Origin of the sequence: Marivita sp. S0852 (assembly GCF_046591575.1) — a bacterium.
Classification (GTDB): Bacteria; Pseudomonadota; Alphaproteobacteria; order Rhodobacterales; family Rhodobacteraceae; genus Marivita.
Window position 1 is genome coordinate 145791 of record NZ_JBIQWA010000006.1, and the last position, 18456, is coordinate 164246.

Here is an 18456-nt window from a genome sequence, read left to right on the forward strand (position 1 = left end):
TGCATTCGTGTGCATGCAAACTCTAGTCTACAATCGTCAACTTGGGAGGAGAGAATGAAACATTTAGCAAAGATCGCCGCGGTTGCGGTCATGGCGCTGGCCACGCCCGCCATGTCGCAAGAGCGTTTGGCGCTTGGCGCAACGAACGCGCAATCGTCGCATTACGCGTATTTCGCGTCGCTCGCGAAGATCATCAATGAAACCTATCCGGACAGGTATCAGGCCAGCGTTGTGGAAACCGGTGCGACCGTGGACAACCTCAAGCGTATGGCGCGCGGGCAGCTGGATGTGGGTCTGATCACAACATCGGCCCTGTTTCACGCCAACAACGGGATCAAGACCTTTGACGGCGAACAAATCGAGTCACCTTTGCTCTGGGCCTATAGCCTTGCGCCTCAGAACGTGATCGTGCGGCAGGATGCGGGTGTTGACAGCATCGAAGACCTTGCCGGTGCGCGCTTTGGCCCCGGCCAGCGCGGCAGTTCGACGGAAGCGACCAGCCAGGAGGTTCTGGCACTCTTTGGGGTTGAACCCGAATGGGTGCGCGGCTCGAACGGGGAATTGGCTGCGGCAATCAAGGACAATCGCGCCGTCGGGTTTATCAAGTCGGCAGTCGGTACGCGCTTTGACGCTTTGACGACCGACATCGCGACATTCACGCCGGTGCAGGTTTTGCCTGTTCCAGAAGACAAGATCGCCATGATCCGCGAACAGCTTCCGGAATTGTCCATTGTCGACATGCCCGGCGGTGACATGGAAAACACCGGTCCCTACCAGACCTGGGGTTTCATGATCGGCGTGTCCGCGCGGCCAGAGCTGCCCGAAGAGGTGGCCTATGACATGGTCAAAGCCGTGATGGAGGACGATGTCGAACAGGTCACCGCGTTTCCGGCCATCCAAGGGGCCAATCTGGCAGAGTTGACCCTGGCCTATGCCACATCGCCCTTGCACCCGGGTGCGATCCGCTGGTTCGAGGAAAATGGCTATGAGGTTCCGGATCGCCTGCGTCCCGAGAGCTGAACCAGAATAAACACGGTTCGGCCCGCGCGGGGGTCTGCGCGGGCTGAGCCATGCGAAGGGGGGCGGAATGGCGACACAGGATATTGATCCCGGTCTGGCGACCGGGAATAGCGAGGCCCGATCACTGCGGATGCGCGCGGCCGAAGCGATTGCTGTGGGCATTGGCCTTTTCGTTTTCTACACCTCTTTTTTTGGCGCGTTCGAAACCCTCATTCAGCGCGCGTCGTTTGTTGGCCTGATCGTGATCATGGCTGTTCTGCTTTACCCGACCGGCCAGGGCAAACGCTGGCGCGGGCTGGGTATTGCGATCGACATTCTGATGGCGGCTTGGGTGATTGCGTCCGCGATTTACGTGGTCGCGAATTTCGAACGCATCATGGTGCAACTGCCCTTTGCCGAACCGCTGGACGTATGGTTGGGGTTTGGCACCTTGATCGTGATCCTGGAATTGGCCCGTCGCACTGCGTCGCTGGTGTTTCCCATCATCGTTGGCGGGATGGTCGCGTATGCCTTTTTCGGCGACGCAATTCCCGGCGCGTTTGGGCATCGTGGCTTTGATATCTACTACATCACCGAGGTCATTTTCCTGTCGGATCGCGGGCTTTGGGGCATGCTGGTCTCGATCGCCTCGACAACGCTGGCGGCCTTTATCCTGTTCGGAGCGCTTTTGTTGCACACGGGGGCGGGCCAGACGTTCTTTGATCTGTCTGCCCGCGCAGGTGGGGCGAGCCCCGGGGGGGCGGCGAAAATCGCGACCATTGCAAGCGGTTTGTTTGGGTCCATCTCCGGGTCGTCTGTCGCAAACATCGCGACCACGGGGAATTTCACCATCCCCTTGATGAAGCGGCTTCGCTATCCGGCCCCTTTTGCCGGTGGGGTCGAGGCCGTGGCATCGACCGGCGGTCAGCTGGCACCACCCATCATGGGCACCGCAGCCTTTGTCATGGCCGAACTCGTGGGCGTGAATTACTGGACCATTGCCGCTGTGGCGTTCATGCCGGCCTTTCTGTTCTATTTGGGTGTCTTCACCACGATCCATCTGATCGCCAAACGCACCAATCTGGGGCAAGTGGACGCCTCCGATCTGCCGGACTGGAAGGCTGCGTTGAACTGGCAACGCCTTGCGCCGATCCTTGCGGGAATCGCGGGGCTGGCCTGGGGCATCTGGAACGGAAATTCGATCCAGTTGACCGCCTGTTTCGGAATGATCGGCATCATCGTCGCCTATAGCATCGGCACCTTGGCCGGGGGTGGCACCTTGTCGGAAATCGCGGCCACCTTGCTGCGCGCGTTTCGGGACGGGGGCAAAGGGGTTGTTATCGTTGGTATCCTGCTGGTCGCGGCGCAGGTTTTTGTTGCGATGGTCAATCTGACAGGTGTCGGCATCGCCGTAACATCGCAGATCATCGGCGTTGCCGGTGGCAACATCTGGGCCATCGCCAGTATCATGGCGGTGGTTTGTCTGATCGCGGGGATGGGGTTGCCGACCTCGGCTGCCTATGTGCTGGTCGCTGCTGTATTTGCGCCCGTCTTGATCCAGCAGGGGCTGGACCCCGTGATGGTGCATCTGTTTGTGCTCTACTACGCCGCGCTGTCGGTTATTACGCCGCCGGTCTGTGTCGCGGTCTTTGTGTCGTCGACCATCGCCCAGGCTCCGTGGACCCGCGTTGCGCGCGACACGCTGCGCCTGGGAGGGGTCGGTTACGCCCTGCCCATGCTGTTCATCGCCTATCCCGGTTTGCTGTTGCAAGGCGGGACGGCAGAGATCGCACATGCCGCGTTTTCGGGCATCGTGTTTGTGATCGCGGTGGCGGCACTGTCGGCCAATCAACGCGTGCGGATGGTTCGGAAGGGCTCGGCCCTAGTGTGGATCACGATTGCTGTGCTTGCCCTGCTGCCGGGTTGGACGGCCTCAATCATGGCCGCCGTGGTTCTGATCGCCAGCTTGCGCTGGCCCGACCCGGTGACCGCACCCGCCTAGCGCATGTCGCGCCTGTTCTTGTTCTTGACAGTGGCAATGGATTCGGCAAATGCTGCTTCTGTGTTGGTGCCTGCAGCTGCAGGTGAAAAGGGAATGTTGAGCCGCAATCTATCGCGGTCAAAACAGCCGCCCCCGCGACCGTGACCGGAAAGGTCGATCACCGCCACTGGCAGCCGCCGGGAAGGCAGATCGACCGTAGGGCCAAGAGCCCTGAATCCGCAAGCCGGGAGACCTGCCAGCACAAGACGACGAAACCGGACGGGGTGTTCTGGTGTCGGGGCGATTCCGGCAGCCGGAGTATCCTCGCCATCCGTTCCCGCGTTCCATGCGATATGGGACCGAGAGCCATGACAAACACGGCAGAACTGCCAGAAAATCCAACTGAATTGCTGATTTGCACCAAGTGCCGTCGCGGCCGGGACGATCCCGGCGATGACCGCTGGCCAGGGCAGGTGTTGTTCGACGCAATGCGCCGTTTGCCGGTGCCTCACGCGATACGCGTAACGCCCGTCGAATGTCTGCAAAACTGCGACCATGGGTGCACAATCGCGCTGCGGGGTGGCGCGCGTTGGACCTATGTGTTCGCAAATTGCGATGAACTCAACGATCCGGAGATGATCCTGGACGGTGCCCTCCGCTATCACGCCACCGCGGATGGCCTGATCCCGTGGCGCGAACGTCCCGAGCATTTCAAGCGTAACTGTGTCGCCCGTCTTCCCCCACTGGAGAACTAACATGTCAGACCTTGCGAAACTTCCCGTCACCGTCATCACCGGATTTCTGGGTTCCGGCAAAACCACGCTGGTCCGTCAGCTGATGCAAAATCCCGGCGGCAAGCGTCTGGCGGTGATTGTCAATGAATTCGGCGATGTGGGGGTCGACGGTGATATCCTGAAATCCTGTGCCATCCCCGATTGTCCGGCGGAAAACATCATGGAACTGGCCAATGGCTGCATTTGCTGCACCGTCGCCGATGATTTCATCCCCACGATCGAGGCGCTGATGGCGCTTGATCCGCGCCCGGATCATATCCTGATCGAGACCTCTGGTCTGGCCTTGCCCAAGCCGCTGCTCAAGGCGTTCGACTGGCCCGACATCCGCTCAAAGATCACTGTTGATGGCGTCATCGCGCTGGCCGATGCCGAAGCCGTCGGGGCAGGGCGCTTTGCCACGGATGTGGCCCGCGTGGATGCGCAAAGGCTGGCTGATGACAGCATCGACCACGAAACGCCTTTGTCCGAGGTGTTCGGCGATCAAATCTCTTGCGCCGATATCATCCTGCTGACCAAGCCCGATCTGGCCGGGCCTGTCGGCGTTGCCCGTGCAAAAGAGATCATCGCGGCAGAATCCGTGCGCACCGTGCCTGTGGTCGAAGTGGCGGAAGGGGTGGTTGATCCGCGTATCATTTTGGGGTTGGAGGCCGCAGCAGAAGATGATCTGGACGCGCGCCCGTCGCATCATGACGGGGCTGATGATCATGAACATGACGATTTTGAGAGCATTGTCGTCACGATCCCGGAACTGGACGATCCCGCCGATCTTGTTGCGTCCATCGAAGGGCTGGCGCGGGATCACAACATTCTGCGGATCAAGGGCTATGCCGCTGTCGCAGGCAAGCCGATGCGCCTTTTGGTACAAGCCGTAGGTGCCCGTGTCCGGCATCAGTTTGACCGCGCCTGGCACCCTGACGAGGCCCGCGAGGGACGGCTGGTGGTGATTGCCGAACATGAGGATATCAACGCGGATGTGATCCATACAGCGCTGCGGTCAGTCCCTGCCAGGGCTGCAGAGTAGCCGCCATGCATGTGGTCTTTCGCGAAAGTCACGGTCTGGAAGAGAGCGAGACACCCTTTGACGTGGGGCAAGAGCCTGCGGATCTGGTGGTGTTGTCGCTGTCGGATTCCGATCTAGGCGCATTCGCGGAGGCCTGGCATCGCGGCGGTGGGCCAGAGGGCCGTTTGCCGTCGCTCAGGCTGGCCAATATCGTGGCGCTTAAACATCCATTGTCGGTCGATACCTATATCGACCAAACGCTTAGCGGTGCCAAAGCCATACTTGTCCGTCTGATCGGTGGCGTGCCGTATTGGCCCTACGGATTGCAACAGATCCGGGCGCTGGCGCAGCAGAAACACATCGCGCTGGCCGTGCTGCCCGCTGACGGGCGCGAAGACCGCCGTCTGGACGAAATCTCGACTGTGACCAAACCTGTGTTAACGCGGCTGGCGCGGCTGTGTGACACGGGCGGGACGGTCGCCGCGCAGGCCGTGCTGGCGCATATGGCGCAGGCGGCGGGGCTGGAGGCGGGTCCGGTGCAAAGCACCGTGTCCCTGCCGCCGGTGGGGTCATGGACACCCGAGGAGGGCACCTGTTGCCCGGTTCAGGCGCTGGGGACCGAGGCGGCCCGGGCCGGCAAGCCGCGCATCTTGATCGTCTTTTACCGCTCTTACCTTGTCGCCGCTGACCTTGCGCCCATCACATCGTTGTTTGCGGCCTTTCGCGCACGCGGGTTTGACGTGGTTTCGCTGTTTGCCGCATCGCTCAAAACACCCGAGGCTGCGGGCTGGCTGCGCCGTCAGGTTGCGCTGCTGGCACCTGTGGCGATTGTGAATGCAACCGCCTTTTCCGGCAAAGGCGCGGCGGGCACGTCGCCGCTGGACGTGGCAGGCGTGCCGGTCTTTCAGGTGGCTTTGGCCACATCGACGCGCAAGGCATGGGCCGGTGCAGAACGGGGCCTGTCGCCGGCCGATCTTGCGATGCATGTGGTGCTGCCAGAGGTCGATGGCCGCATTATGGCTGGTGTGGCGAGCTTTAAGGACCCGGGCAAGCGCGATGCGGATTTGCAATATTCCCGCTTTGCGCATCGGGCCGATGCCGAACGCATCAATGCAATCGCCGATCGTGTTCAGGGGTGGACCCGGCTTGCCGCATTGCCAGCTGCAAAGCGGCGCGTGGCGCTGGTTTTGTCCACGTATCCCGGCAAGGATTGGAACATGGGTCATGCGGTCGGGCTTGATGCGCCGCAATCGGCCAGGTCAATCCTGAGCGATCTGGGAATGGCAGGCTATGACATCGGCACAGAGGAGACACCGTTACACGATGCCCTGGCAACGCACCGCACCGCCTGGCCGTTAGAGGCGTATCGCGCGGCGTTGGCGCGATTGCCGCAGGGCTTGCGCGACACGCTGGCAGAGGTTTGGGGTGATCCCGAAACGGACCCATCTTTCCGGGATGGCGCGTTCCACTTTGCCGCGGTCCGGCGCGGTCGGGTGTGGATTGCGCTTCAGCCGGAACGCGCCACGCCTGAAGGTCGAGAGGACAGCTATCACGATCTGGCCCGCACCCCGCGTCACGGCTATGTCGCGTTCTATCTCTGGTTGCAGCGCCACGCCGACGCGCTGGTGCATATCGGCGCGCATGGCACGTTAGAGTGGCTGCCGGGTAAATCTGTGGCCTTGTCCGCGACGTGCTGGCCCGAATGCCTGACCGGATCGCTGCCGGTGATCTATCCGTTCATCGTCAATGATCCGGGCGAGGCTGCGCAGGCCAAACGCCGCATCGGTGCGGTCACGCTGGGCCATATTCCGCCGCCTTTGCGCACCAGTGGCACACCCGAGCCACTGATCCGGCTGGAAGCGCTGCTGGACGAATTCTCCAACGCCGATGGGCTTGATCCGCGACGGCGCGACCGGTTGCAAGGCGATATTCGTGAAGAGGCGCAGGCACTCGGGCTGGAAGACGATCTGGGTCTGGAACGGGCCAGTTGCAGTGCAGAAGCGATCACGCAGATCGACCGCTTTGTCTGTGACATCAAGGAAAGCCAGTTCGGCAAGGGTTTGCATGTCTGGGGCCGAACACCGCGCGAAGCAGCCCCCTTTGCCACATCACAATCGGTGGCGGGCGAACGGCAAGCATTGCTGGACGCGTTGGCGGGGCTGCGTATCGCGCCCGGTCCCTCGGGTTCGCCGTATCGCGGGCGCCGCGACGTGCTGCCGACAGGTCGGAACCTGTTTACAACCGATCCACGCGCCGTGCCCACACGCGCGGCGTATGCCCAGGGTGTTCGGCTGGCTGATGAATTGATCCGGCGGCATTTGCAGGACGAGGGCGACTGGCCGCGTGGCCTGATCGTTGATCTGTGGGGCTCTGCCACTATGCGCACGGCCGGAGAGGAATTCGCCATGGCGCTGCATTTGCTGGGGGTGCGCCCGATCTGGGATGCCGGATCAGAACGTGTGTCCGGTATCGAGGTTCTGCCACTGGCCGAGATGGACCGCCCGCGTATCGACGTCACCTTGCGGGTTTCGGGCCTGTTCCGCGATGTGTTCCCGACCTTGTCGGCATTGTTTGCCCAAGCCGTGCGCATCCTGGCGGCCCGTGACGAAGCCGCCGACTGGAACCCGTATGTGACGCTTGGCGATCTGGCGCGGGTCTATGGACCGGCACCGGGGCAGTTTGGGCTAGGGATTGGTGCGGCTTTGGACGATTACAGCGATCTGGGCCGCGAAGAGGCGGGGTTGGCCTGGCTGAGTGCAAGCGCCTGGGCGCTGGACGGCGATGTGGCAACCCGTAACACGGCTGGCATCCGCGACCGCGTGGCCCAAGCGGACAGTTTTATCCATCCGCAGGATCTGCCCGAAACCGATCTGCTGTTGGCGCGCGATTATGCCACGCATGAAGCCGGTTTTGCCGCCGCAAAGGCCATTACGGGGGGCAAGGCCGCGCTGTATCATCTGGACAACACGACCCCTGAAACACCAAGAGCGCGCGCGCTGACCGAAGAGATTGCCCGCGTCGTCCGGGCCCGTGCGGCCAATCCGGTTTGGATCGACGGGATGAAACAGCACGGATTTCGAGGGGCTGCCGAGATCGCCGCGACGCTGGATCACATGGCCAGTTTCGCGCATCTGGCTGGTGCCGTACCGCCGCATCTGTTCGATCTGTATCACGACGCCACGCTGGGTGATCCGGAAACAGAGGGCTTTCTGCAGGACGCAAACCCGCAGGCATATCGCGCCATGCAAGACCGGTTCAGGGCGCTGCGGGAGGCCGGGCTTTGGCAGACGCGGCGCAATTCCGTTATCGCCAGCCTAGGGTCGCGCGCATGACCGCGGTGATCAAGGGCTGGTGTCCCGGTGCCCATCGCCCGATGATGGCCGCCGATGGGTTGGTGGTGCGCATCCGTCCGCGCCTGGCCCGATTGACAGCGGCGCAGGCGTTGGGTCTGTGTGATCTGGCCCGGCACCATGGTCATGGCTATCTTGATCTGACCAACCGCGCCAATTTGCAGATCCGGGGCGTTGCCGAGGCCGATCACGCGCATCTGGTGGCCGCCCTGGCCAGGTTGGACCTGATTGATGCCGACCCCGCATTCGAAGCGCGGCGCAACATACTGGTCGCGCCGTTCTGGCAGCCGGGGGACATCACCTACCGGTTGACGCAGGCCTTGCTTGCCCGGCTTGCAGAGTTGCCGGAGCTGCCTGCCAAAATCGGGTTTGCCGTGGATTGCGGCGCGCGCCCGGTGCTGACCCAGAACAGCGCGGACATCCGGATCGAGCAAACGGCATCGGGGTTGAGCCTGCGCGCCGATGGGGCGTTGGCGGGACGGGCGATTGCCGAAGATACCGCGATTCCCGCGCTGATCGAGATGGCAGAGTGGCTGGCCGCGCGTATTACACCGGATCGACGCCGCATGGCACGGGTCATTGCCGAAACCACGCTGCCTGCCCAATGGTGCACGACACCCGTCGCACCTGGCGCGCCCGCGCCCGAGATCGGCTTGCAGCGCAAGGGCGCGATGATCGGTGTGCCATTCGGGCAGGTCGATGCCACCGCTCTGGCGCGCGTGATCAGGGCGCAGGGCGTGCCCGCGATCCGTGTCACACCCTGGCGGATGCTTTTTCTGGAAGGCGGGACCGTTCCGGACGATGCGGCATTTGTCATTGATCTTCATGATCCTTTGATGCGTGTCGATGCCTGTCCCGGTGCGCCATATTGCCCGTCGGCCAGTGTGGAAACACGCGATCTTGCGCGGCGGCTTGCCCCCTTTGTCAAAGGCCGGTTGCACGTGTCCGGGTGCGCCAAGGGGTGCGCCCGCCAACGGCCTGCGGATGTCACACTCATCGGACGCGACGGCCGTTTTGATCTGGTGCGCAACGGTGGCACCGACACCACGCCCGAGCGATACGCGCTTGGCTCAGACGATGCTCTGGCCGCAATGAACGGACCCAAATGACCTATACTTACGAAACCGATGGCGCCGCAATCTATGCGCAATCCTTTGCGATGATCCGGGCCGAAGCCGATCTGTCGCGGTTTACCGCCGAGCAAGAACCGATTGCCGTGCGGATGATTCATGCCGCCGGAATGGTCGGGCTGGAGCGTCACATCCGCCTGTCGCCGGATTTTGCCTATGCCGCACGCGCCGCACTGATGGCCGGAGCACCGGTCTTGTGCGACGCACGCATGGTCAGCGAAGGGGTGACGCGCGCGCGTTTGCCCGCCGACAATCAGGTGATCTGCACGCTTTGGGATGCACAGGTTCCGCATTTGGCGCGCGAGATGTCAAACACCCGGTCCGCCGCCGCGCTGGAACTTTGGCGCCCGCATCTCAAGGGCGCGCTGGTTGCCATTGGCAATGCGCCGACCGCGTTGTTTCATTTGCTGAACATGCTGAAAGACCCGACATGCCCGCGCCCGGCGGCCATCATTGGTTGCCCGGTTGGGTTTGTCGGGGCGCGCGAAAGCAAGGATGCGCTTTGGACAGACCAGCCTGCGCCCTGTTGTATCGTTGAAGGGCGTCTGGGCGGCAGTGCCATAACCGTCGCCGGGATCAATGCCATCGCGAGCCGCACGGAATGACGCGACAGGGCACGATACATGGCGTTGGGCTTGGTCCTGGCGATCCTGACCTCATGAGCGTCCGCGCGCATCGTATGGTGACAAGCGCGCGCCATGTTGCGTTCTTTCGCAAGGCGGGCCGACCGGGTCGGGCGCGCCGTTTGGTGGCCGGGTTGTTGCCGGCAAACGTAGTGGAATTTGCGATGGAATATCCGGTCACGACCGAAATTCCTGTCGCGCATCCCGATTACAACGCGGCCTTGTCGGCGTTTTATACAAACTGCACCGCGCATCTGCGCAGCCTTGTGAATGATGGTGAGGATGTTGTCGTGCTGTGTGAGGGGGACCCGTTCTTTTACGGCTCTTTCATGCATCTGTATGAGAGGTTGAAAGGCGATGTCATAGTCAACGTGGTGCCAGCCACGACCGGCATGTCAGCCGCCTGGACAGCGTCGGGTCAGCCGATCACATGGGGCGATGACGTGTTGAGCGTTGTGATGGCAACCCTGCCCGAAGACACGCTGGTCCGTCACATAAAGGCCGCCGATGCCGTGGTTCTGATGAAGATCGGGCGCAATATCGACAAGGTGCGCAATGCTCTGCGCCGTGCGGGCCGATACGGGACGGCCTGGCTGGTGGAATATGCCAGCATGGACGGCCAGACCGTGCAAAAACTGTCCGAAGCGGAGGGTCGCGTCACCCCGTATTTTTCGATTGTGCTGGTGCACGGCAACGGGCGGCGGCCATGAGCGGGTCACTGACGATTGCCGGTCTGGGGCCGGGAGCAGACGACCTGATAACACCGCAGGTTGCCGACGCGCTTGCAGAGGCGACAGACGTGGTGGGGTATATTCCCTACGTCGCGCGCATCGCGCCGCGCCTTGGCCTGACGCTGCATTCCAGCGACAACCGGGTCGAACTGGACCGCGCCCGTCACGCGCTTGAGATGGCAAGCAAGGGCCACCGCGTTGTGGTTGTGTCCTCTGGTGATCCGGGGGTCTTTGCAATGGCTTCCGCCGTGTTCGAGGCCGTGGAGGCCGGACCGCCCCATTGGCGCGCGCTCAACATTCAGGTGCTGCCGGGGATCACGGCGATGTTGGCCGCCGCCGCCCGTGTCGGTGCGCCTCTTGGGCATGATTTCTGTGCGATTAACCTAAGCGACAATTTGAAACCCTGGGCACTTATAGAAAAGCGATTGCGTCTTGCGGCAGAGGCCGATTTCGCAATGGCCTTTTATAACCCTCGCTCCAGGGCACGACCCGAGGGGTTTGCCCGTGCTTTGGACATTCTTAACGAAACCTGCGGTGACACGCGCCCGGTGATATTCGCCCGCGCGGTATCGACGGTGGATGAGACCGTTCGCATTGTGACCTTGCCAGAGGCACGTCCGGACATGGCCGATATGCGGACCATGGTGCTGGTCGGAAGCGCCGCCACGCGGTTGATCCCTCGCACCGGGACCGCTTTTGTCTACACGCCCCGGTCAGTGTCCGTATGATTGAGCCAATCCAGAACGTCAGACACCGAATGGGCCTCGGGCCGCGCCGGAAGCGACGGGCGGTCGATCATGAGAACAGGCAGCCCCAACTGCCGCGCCGCTTTGATCTTGGCGTTGGCACCGGTGCCGCCAGAATTCTTGGACACAACCAGGTCGATGCGATGCGCCGTCATCAGGGCCAGATCGCCTGCAATGCTGAACGGCCCACGATCCTGCACGATCTCGTAATGTCTAAAGGGCGGCGGCGTATCCGGGGCATCAACCAGGCGCAACAGATAGAAATGCTGCGGATGGACCGCAAACGCGGTCAGATGCATGCGCCCAATCGCCAGCAGGATGCGCGTTGCCGGTCGGTCCAGTGCTGCGACTGCGCTGGCAATATCCGGCACATGGGTCCAATTATCGCCGGTTTCGGGCTGCCATTGCGGACGGGTCAAGGCGATCAGTGGAATGTCTGCCTGCGCACAGGCCGCCACGGCGTTGCGGCTCATCCGGGCGGCAAACGGGTGGGTTGCATCAATGACATGGGTGATGGCGTGGGCGCTCAGATATGCCAAAAGCCCCGGGATGCCGCCAAAGCCACCCACGCGCTGTGGCAGCGGTGTGCGCTTCGGTTGCGACACCCGGCCCGCAAAAGAGACGGTCGCAGAAATGCCCGAACGCGCCAGATTTTGGCAAAGCGCGGTTGCCTCGGTTGTGCCGCCAAGCACCAGAAGGTTTTTCGTCATGGCTGATGCTCCTTGGCTGACCATCATCGGTGTGGGCGAAGATGCGCCGGATGGTTTGCCGCGCGCAAGCCTTGCAGCACTTGATGCGGCAGAGGTGGTGATGGGGCCGACCCGGCATCTGGGGCTGTTGCCACAGATCAAGGCCAAGCTGATCCCCTGGCCCGTGCCCTTTGCCGATGGCATCGCACAGCTTTTGGGGCTGCGCGGGCAACGGGTGGCGGTATTGGCCTCTAACGATCCGTTCTGGTTTGGCGCTGGCAGTCGCATCGCGCAACAGCTGGCCCCGCATGAATGGACAGCGTTGCCCGGCCCGTCGACCTTTTCGCTGGTGGCGGCGCGCATGGGCTGGCCACTTGAGCACACAGCGTGTTTCGGGCTTCATGCCGCGCCGCTGGCACGGCTGCGTCCGGTGCTTGCACCCGGACAGCGGATCATCGTGCTGTTGCGTGATGGAGCGGCGGTTCAGGAGCTGGCAGCGTATTTGTGTCAGGCCGGGTTCGGAGCGTCTGACTTTGTGGTTCACGAATCTATAGGTGGCCCGCGCGAACGGCGCACAGACGCGCTTGCCTCGGATTTGCCGGATCTCGCCTTTGCCCATCCGGTTTGTGCCGCGATCCGCATAAGCGGCGCGGGCCAGGTGGTGTCCGTTGCCAGTGGGCGGTCTGACGGGTGGTTCGACAGCGACGGGCAGATGACCAAGCGGCCCATGCGTGCCTTGGCGCTGTCGGCATTGGCCCCGCGCCCGTTTGAGCATTTGTGGGATATCGGCGGCGGATCGGGGTCTGTCGGGATCGAGTGGCTGCTCAGCCATCCCAGCCTTGCTGCAACATCCATAGAGCCGCGTTCGGATCGTGCGGCCCGGATCACCCGCAACGCCGCGCAGCTTGGTGTGGACCGTCTGGCCGTTGTGCAGGGCCGCGCCCCCGAGGCCCTGGCCGATTTACCAGTGCCGGACGCTGTTTTTGTCGGAGGCGGCGTGTCACACGGGCTGCTGGATTGGTTTGAAACGCATCTTGCCACGGGCACACGGATCGTCGCCCATGCAGTGACATTGGAGTCCGAAGCCTTGCTGACGCAGGCCCATGCGGGCCTGGGCGGAGAGATGCTGCGCATCGAACTGGCACGGGCGACGCCGTTGGGAACGCGGCGTGGCTGGACCGCCAGCTACCCGGTGGTTCAATGGAGCGTGACGTTATGATCGCGGCAGGGTTCGGGTTTCGCAGCGGTGCGACGATCGAAAGTTTGCGCGCGGCGCTTATGCTGGCAGGCGCAAATATTGCGCCCGATCTTTTGGCCACCGCCGAAATCAAGGCACGTCATGCCGCGTTCATCGCTTTGGCCAGAACGCTGGGGCTGGCCTTGCGTCCCGTGCCGCAAAAGCAGTTGATCGCGCAGGTCACTCTTACGCAGTCCTGCGCGTCGCAATCCGCCTATGGCACCGGCAGCGTTGCCGAGGCAGCAGCGCTGGCGGCGGCCGGTCCCGGCGCGCGGCTGATCGGGGTCCGGCACATTTCACCCGACCGAATGGCGAGCTGCGCCATCGCAGAAGGAGAGGGAACATGACCATTCACTTTATCGGCGCAGGCCCCGGAGCGCCGGATTTGCTGACGCTCCGCGGACGGGATCTGATCGCGGCGTGTCCGGTTTGCCTCTATGCCGGATCGCTGGTGCCTGAAGAGATCCTGCGCCATTGCCCAAAAGGCGCGCGTGTCGTGAACACGGCTCCGATGGATCTGGATGCCATCATCGCAGAGATGCAGCAGGCGCATGATGCGGGGCAGGATGTGGCGCGGCTTCATTCCGGTGATCTGTCTGTCTGGTCGGCCATGGGCGAACAGATGCGCCGTCTGCGCGACATTGGTATTCCGGTGTCGGTGACGCCGGGAGTGCCCTCCTTTGCCGCCGCTGCCGCCGCGTTGGGGGTTGAACTGACGCTGCCGGGCCTTGCGCAATCGGTGGTGCTCACGCGTACGCCCGGGCGGGCCTCTTCGATGCCGGATGGCGAAACGCTTGCCAATTTCGCCACCACCGGCGCGACGCTGGCCATTCACCTGTCGATCCAGAATCTGGATCATGTGACAGCGGCCCTGACGCCCGCCTATGGTGCAGAATGCCCCGTTGCCATCGTGTTCCGCGCGTCCTGGCCGGACCAAAAGATCATACGCGGCACGCTGGCGGATATCGCCGGGCGGATGGATGCGGACATTACGCGCACTGCGCTGATCCTTGTCGGGCCTGCCCTGGGCGGCGAAGGTTTTGACGACAGCTGTCTGTATGCCAAGGATTACGACCGCCGCTACCGGCCGCAAAGCGCCCACAGCCCTTGGGCCGGTTGGAGCGACACCGATGTTTGATGCACCGGGTATCATGATCTCGGCCCCATCTTCGGGGACGGGCAAGACGACCGTGATGCTGGGGCTTTTGCGGGCCTTGGCAGATCAGGGGATCACCGTCCAACCGTTCAAATCCGGCCCGGATTATATTGATCCGGCGTTTCATCTCGCGGCCTCGGGGCGTGCGTCGTTCAACCTTGATTCATGGGCCATGGATGATGCACTGCTGACCGCGATTGCAGGGCAGGCGGAAGGGGCCGATATCTGCGTCGCCGAAGGTTCCATGGGGCTTTATGACGGGGTGGCCACGCGCGGCCAGACCGGGTTTGGTACCAGTGCCGAGACAGCTTTGCGGATGGGGTGGCCGGTTGTGCTGGTGGTGGATGTCAGCGGGCAGGCGCAATCTGCTGCTGCGGCGGCGTTGGGCTTTCGCATGTATGCGCCCGATTTGCCTTTTGCCGGTGTGATCCTGAATCGCGTTGCATCGCCACGCCATGAACGGCTGACGCGGATGGGGATGGAGCAAGCGGGGCTGACCGTGCTGGGCGCGTTGCCACGCCGCGGGGATCTGACTTTGCCGGAGCGGCATCTTGGCCTGATCCAGGCGGTCGAGCATCCGGACTTGGACGCCGCTATCGCGGGCTATGCGGCGTTTCTGCGCGAGCATGTTGATATCGCTGCACTCCGGGCTGCGGCATGTGGCAGGTCATTGCAGACAGGGGGCACCATGCCCCGCCCGCCGGCACAGCGGATCGCTTTGGCGCAGGATGCTGCGTTTTCGTTCACCTATCCACATCTCATCAAAGGCTGGCGCGCTGCCGGGGCCGAGGTTTTGCCGTTTTCGCCCCTTGCGAATGAAGCGCCGGATGCCCGTGCTGATCTGGTCTGGCTTCCCGGAGGCTATCCGGAATTGCACGCCGGTCGGCTGGCAGCGGCCGACATATTTCGCGCCGGACTGAAAGCCCATGCCGAAACCCGACCGGTGCATGGTGAATGCGGCGGCTATATGGCCCTGGGCGCTGCCTTGGTCGACAAGGAGGGCCGCTGTCACAAGATGGCCGGACTTCTTGGTCTGGTCACCAGCTATGAAAAACGGAAATTCCATCTGGGCTATCGGCAGGCCCGGTTGCTGGCCCGCTTGCCGGGCTTCGATCCGGGTGTGCTGCTGCGCGGCCATGAATACCACTATTCCACAATCCTTGATCAGCCAGACGCCCCATTGGCGCAGGTGGCCGATGCCGATGGCAATCCGGTGGCGGAAACCGGGTCGCATCGCGGGCGTGTGTCGGGCACTTTCTTTCATCTGATCACGCAAGAAAAACCATGACCAATTTTGATCGAGCCTCAGATCGCGCCCTGCGCTGTCACAGCTTTGATACGGGAAATATCCTTTGCGAGACAGAGCGGTTTGACGTAACGTGAAAACACGGTGCCACGCATGTGGCTAAAAGGGAATCGGGTGAAAGACCCGGACTGCCCCCGCAACTGTAAGCGGTGAGCGCAATGGCAAAACCACTGGCCGAATGGCTGGGAAGGGCCCGCGCGCATTGACCCGCAAGTCAGGAGACCTGCCGTGAAACCGAAGGCGTTTGCCTTCATCAAATCACCCGTCGCCGGAGGGGCGACTTAACAAGGGACGTGTCTCATGCATATTGAACCCGGCGTCGTTGACGGCGCCAAAATGGTATTTGCCTATGGCACTGCGGCTGCAGCTGCAGGGTATTCTTTCAAACTGATCGCCAACGATCTATCCAGCCATACTATCGCATCTTTCGCCACGCGGACAGTATTGGCCACAATCGGCGTTTTCGTGTTTTTCGAACTGTTGCCCCATTTCGCGGTTGGTGTGTCCGAGGTGCATTTCATTCTTGGCACAACGCTGTTCCTGCTGCTGGGGGCGGCACCTTCGGCTGTGGGTCTGGCATTGGGGCTTTTGGTGCAGGGCATGTTCTTTGCTCCGACAGACCTGCCGATGTATTTCGTCAACGTCACCACGTTATTGGTGCCGCTTTTCGCCATTGATGCGCTGGCTCACAGGATCATCCCGCGGGATCGCGCCTATGTCGATCTGGCTTATGCAGATGTGTTCAAAATGTCAGTCGCCTATCAGGGCGGTGTCGTCGCCTGGGTGGCGTTCTGGGCGTTTTACGGTCAGGGGTTCGGGGCGGACAACCTTAACGCCGTCTGGACCTTTGGATTGGCCTATATGCTGGTCGTGGTGATCGAACCGATCGCCGATCTTGCGGTTCTGGCCGGGGCCAAGGCGCTGCGGGGCGGTGGTGTTCGCGGCCTGTTCACGCACCGCTTATACAACAACGCTGCCTAAGCGATGGGATCTGGGCCGCCTGTCGGCCCGGATCCGTCCGCTTGTAATGACCATCGAACATCTCTGGCTGATCGGGATCGGCACTGGCAACCCTGACCATGTGACAGGCGCGGGCATGCAGGCGCTTCGTGATGCCGCAATCGTCCTTGTGCCGCACAAAGGCACGGATAAAGATGATTTGGCACAGCTGCGGCTTGGCATTATCGCAGCCAGCGGCACAAAAGCGCGGATCATTCCCTTTCAATATCCGGTCCGCGATCCGAATTTGCCCTATCAAGACCGGGTTGCCGCATGGCATGACCGTATTGCCGAACGCTGGCAGGCGGCCCTGGGAGCGGCTGGTGTCACGGGGCCAGTTGCGCTTTTGGTATGGGGAGATCCGGCGCTTTACGACAGCACCCTGCGCATCGCCGCGCGCCTGTCGCCGCCGCCACAGATGCGGGTTGTGCCGGGAATAACGGCGATTCAGGCGTTGACGGCGGCCCATGCGATCCCGCTGAACACGGTGAATGGACCTGTTCATGTGACCACGGGTCGACGCCTGCGCGATCACGGTTGGCCCGCCGAGGCGGAGACGGTGGTTGTCCTGCTCGATGCGGATTGCAGCTTTCGTCAACTGGACCCGACGTATATCACCATCTGGTGGGGAGCCTTTCTGGGCATGCCGCAACAGGTGTTGTGGCACGGTGCCTTGACAGACGCCGCCGAGCAGATTCCAGCACTCCGTTCTGCTGCGCGTGCCGAACATGGTTGGATCATGGACACATATCTGATGCGCAGATCGTGACAGGCTGCGGAGGATGATCCCTCTGTCAGTCATCTGCTGTGCATCCATATTACATAACCCTGATTACGCGAAAATAATGCCGTACCCACGCAGCGTGTCGGAACTCGCCAATAATGAGACCAAATTAATGAGACTCGGGCAAGCGCCCTGCACAAGTAGCAGTGCCCTTCGGCAGATCGCTGATCTCGTTCCAGCTGTCGAAGTCCTTCAACATTTCGGTGAGGACATCCTTCTTCTTGAGGTCGCGCCCTTGGCGCTGCTTCATGGCCATCTCGACGCGCTTGGCAATCAAAGTTGAACCATCTTCGGGAAGGTCTTCCAGCCTGAGCGCCAGTCCGTAGGCACGATTGATGCAATCTAGATACCACTCATCTGGAAACAGATCTTCGATCGCAACATCGGTTTTCTTCACACCGGCTGCGTCCCCAAGCATGAACACCCGAAACTCATGGCCAGTATCGTCGGAATATGCTTTCAGGTTCATAGCTTTGATTTTCTCGTGTGCTTGGTGGCCTGCTTCATCGGTGTCGAGTAGCACGCCGGCATTCCATCTCTGGCCGATGGCGAACGCCGCATAGATCGGTGCCTTGGTGGACGTCTGCGCAGGCCACATATAAATGTGATCTGATAGCCCCACCTTGTCGCCTCTGGTCAATAGGCCGGATAGCTTGCTCAAGATCAGCGCATCGGTGCCGCGTTCCACAATCAAAACCTTGCGATTGCCGAGCATCCCGGAAAGGTCAGGTGTGAGACCAAGGGCGCTTTCAATGACTGCCATCGGGGCCGATTGGCTGGTGACTACACCGTGTGTAACCCGCAGATGGTGGTCACTGTCAGTTTCGATGATGCGCACCCGTTCCGGGTTTGCTTGATCGACCATCGAAGACAAGCGCGATACTGCAAATGATCCGGCTGACCGAGAGTCTGTTCGTCTTCCATAGCCCAA

At 62.0% G+C, this 18456-nt stretch carries 17 protein-coding genes and 2 riboswitches; of the genes, 15 read left to right on the forward strand and 2 right to left on the reverse strand.

The genetic code is table 11. The features are described from left to right. Positions 1-54: 54 nt before the first annotated feature. From ACG74X_RS14840 to cobJ, 9 genes are all read left to right on the forward strand, one after another. The gene (locus ACG74X_RS14840; RefSeq protein WP_411235843.1) at positions 55-1020 is read left to right on the forward strand and encodes a TAXI family TRAP transporter solute-binding subunit; all 966 of its coding nucleotides are present in this window, start codon (positions 55-57) and stop codon (positions 1018-1020) included. Positions 1021-1087: 67 nt separating this feature from the next. After that, entirely contained in the window at positions 1088-3001 is a 1914-nt protein-coding gene (locus ACG74X_RS14845; protein ID WP_411235845.1) for a TRAP transporter permease, read from the forward strand. Positions 3002-3048: 47 nt separating this feature from the next. After that, positions 3049-3256: riboswitch (cobalamin riboswitch) on the forward strand. Positions 3257-3348: 92 nt separating this feature from the next. Further along, positions 3349-3735, forward strand: a complete 387-nt coding sequence (locus tag ACG74X_RS14850) for a DUF1636 family protein (RefSeq protein WP_411235846.1) — start codon at positions 3349-3351, stop codon at positions 3733-3735. A 1-nt stretch (position 3736) separates the two neighbouring features. Beyond that, on the forward strand, positions 3737-4795 hold the full coding sequence (gene cobW, locus ACG74X_RS14855) for a cobalamin biosynthesis protein CobW (protein WP_411235847.1): 1059 nt from the start codon (positions 3737-3739) through the stop codon (positions 4793-4795). A 5-nt stretch (positions 4796-4800) separates the two neighbouring features. Continuing rightward, a complete protein-coding gene (gene cobN / locus ACG74X_RS14860) occupies positions 4801-8106 on the forward strand; it encodes a cobaltochelatase subunit CobN (protein WP_411235848.1) in 3306 nt (1101 codons plus the stop codon). Then, complete coding sequence (gene cobG, locus ACG74X_RS14865; protein ID WP_411235849.1) at positions 8103-9233, forward strand: precorrin-3B synthase; 1131 nt, start codon at positions 8103-8105, stop codon at positions 9231-9233. The genes cobN and cobG overlap by 4 nt, the downstream gene beginning before the upstream one ends. Beyond that, the gene (locus ACG74X_RS14870) at positions 9230-9859 is read left to right on the forward strand and encodes a precorrin-8X methylmutase (RefSeq protein WP_411235850.1); all 630 of its coding nucleotides are present in this window, start codon (positions 9230-9232) and stop codon (positions 9857-9859) included. The genes cobG and ACG74X_RS14870 overlap by 4 nt, the downstream gene beginning before the upstream one ends. Next, a complete protein-coding gene (gene cobI / locus ACG74X_RS14875; protein WP_411235851.1) occupies positions 9856-10587 on the forward strand; it encodes a precorrin-2 C(20)-methyltransferase in 732 nt (243 codons plus the stop codon). The genes ACG74X_RS14870 and cobI overlap by 4 nt, the downstream gene beginning before the upstream one ends. Then, positions 10584-11336 carry a precorrin-3B C(17)-methyltransferase gene (gene cobJ, locus ACG74X_RS14880; protein WP_411235852.1) on the forward strand — a complete coding sequence of 251 codons (753 nt, stop codon included), beginning with the start codon at positions 10584-10586 and terminating at the stop codon, positions 11334-11336. The genes cobI and cobJ overlap by 4 nt, the downstream gene beginning before the upstream one ends. Here cobJ and ACG74X_RS14885 read toward each other — a convergent pair. After that, positions 11309-12064: a cobalt-precorrin-6A reductase gene (locus ACG74X_RS14885; RefSeq protein WP_411235853.1), complete on the reverse strand. Its 756-nt coding sequence runs from the start codon at positions 12062-12064 to the stop codon at positions 11309-11311. The genes cobJ and ACG74X_RS14885 overlap by 28 nt on opposite strands. Between ACG74X_RS14885 and cbiE the strand changes: the two genes are divergently transcribed. From cbiE to cobF, 6 genes are all read left to right on the forward strand, one after another. After that, positions 12063-13262: a precorrin-6y C5,15-methyltransferase (decarboxylating) subunit CbiE gene (gene cbiE / locus ACG74X_RS14890; RefSeq protein ID WP_411235854.1), complete on the forward strand. Its 1200-nt coding sequence runs from the start codon at positions 12063-12065 to the stop codon at positions 13260-13262. The genes ACG74X_RS14885 and cbiE overlap by 2 nt on opposite strands. Then, on the forward strand, positions 13244-13627 hold the full coding sequence (locus ACG74X_RS14895) for a cobalamin biosynthesis protein (protein ID WP_411235855.1): 384 nt from the start codon (positions 13244-13246) through the stop codon (positions 13625-13627). The genes cbiE and ACG74X_RS14895 overlap by 19 nt, the downstream gene beginning before the upstream one ends. Then, entirely contained in the window at positions 13624-14418 is a 795-nt protein-coding gene (cobM, locus tag ACG74X_RS14900; protein WP_411235856.1) for a precorrin-4 C(11)-methyltransferase, read from the forward strand. The genes ACG74X_RS14895 and cobM overlap by 4 nt, the downstream gene beginning before the upstream one ends. After that, complete coding sequence (locus ACG74X_RS14905; RefSeq protein WP_411235857.1) at positions 14411-15724, forward strand: cobyrinate a,c-diamide synthase; 1314 nt, start codon at positions 14411-14413, stop codon at positions 15722-15724. Before cobM ends, ACG74X_RS14905 begins: the two co-directional genes overlap by 8 nt. A gap of 83 nt (positions 15725-15807) precedes the next feature. Next, positions 15808-15988: riboswitch (cobalamin riboswitch) on the forward strand. Positions 15989-16042: 54 nt separating this feature from the next. Further along, positions 16043-16723 carry an energy-coupling factor ABC transporter permease gene (locus tag ACG74X_RS14910; protein WP_411235858.1) on the forward strand — a complete coding sequence of 227 codons (681 nt, stop codon included), beginning with the start codon at positions 16043-16045 and terminating at the stop codon, positions 16721-16723. A gap of 46 nt (positions 16724-16769) precedes the next feature. Continuing rightward, complete coding sequence (cobF, locus tag ACG74X_RS14915; protein WP_411235859.1) at positions 16770-17510, forward strand: precorrin-6A synthase (deacetylating); 741 nt, start codon at positions 16770-16772, stop codon at positions 17508-17510. 124 nt (positions 17511-17634) lie between these two features. Here cobF and ACG74X_RS14920 read toward each other — a convergent pair whose 3' ends face one another. After that, positions 17635-18390 (reverse strand): hypothetical protein, encoded by a 756-nt coding sequence (locus ACG74X_RS14920; protein ID WP_411235861.1) that lies wholly within the window; start codon positions 18388-18390, stop codon positions 17635-17637. Positions 18391-18456 lie beyond the last annotated feature (66 nt).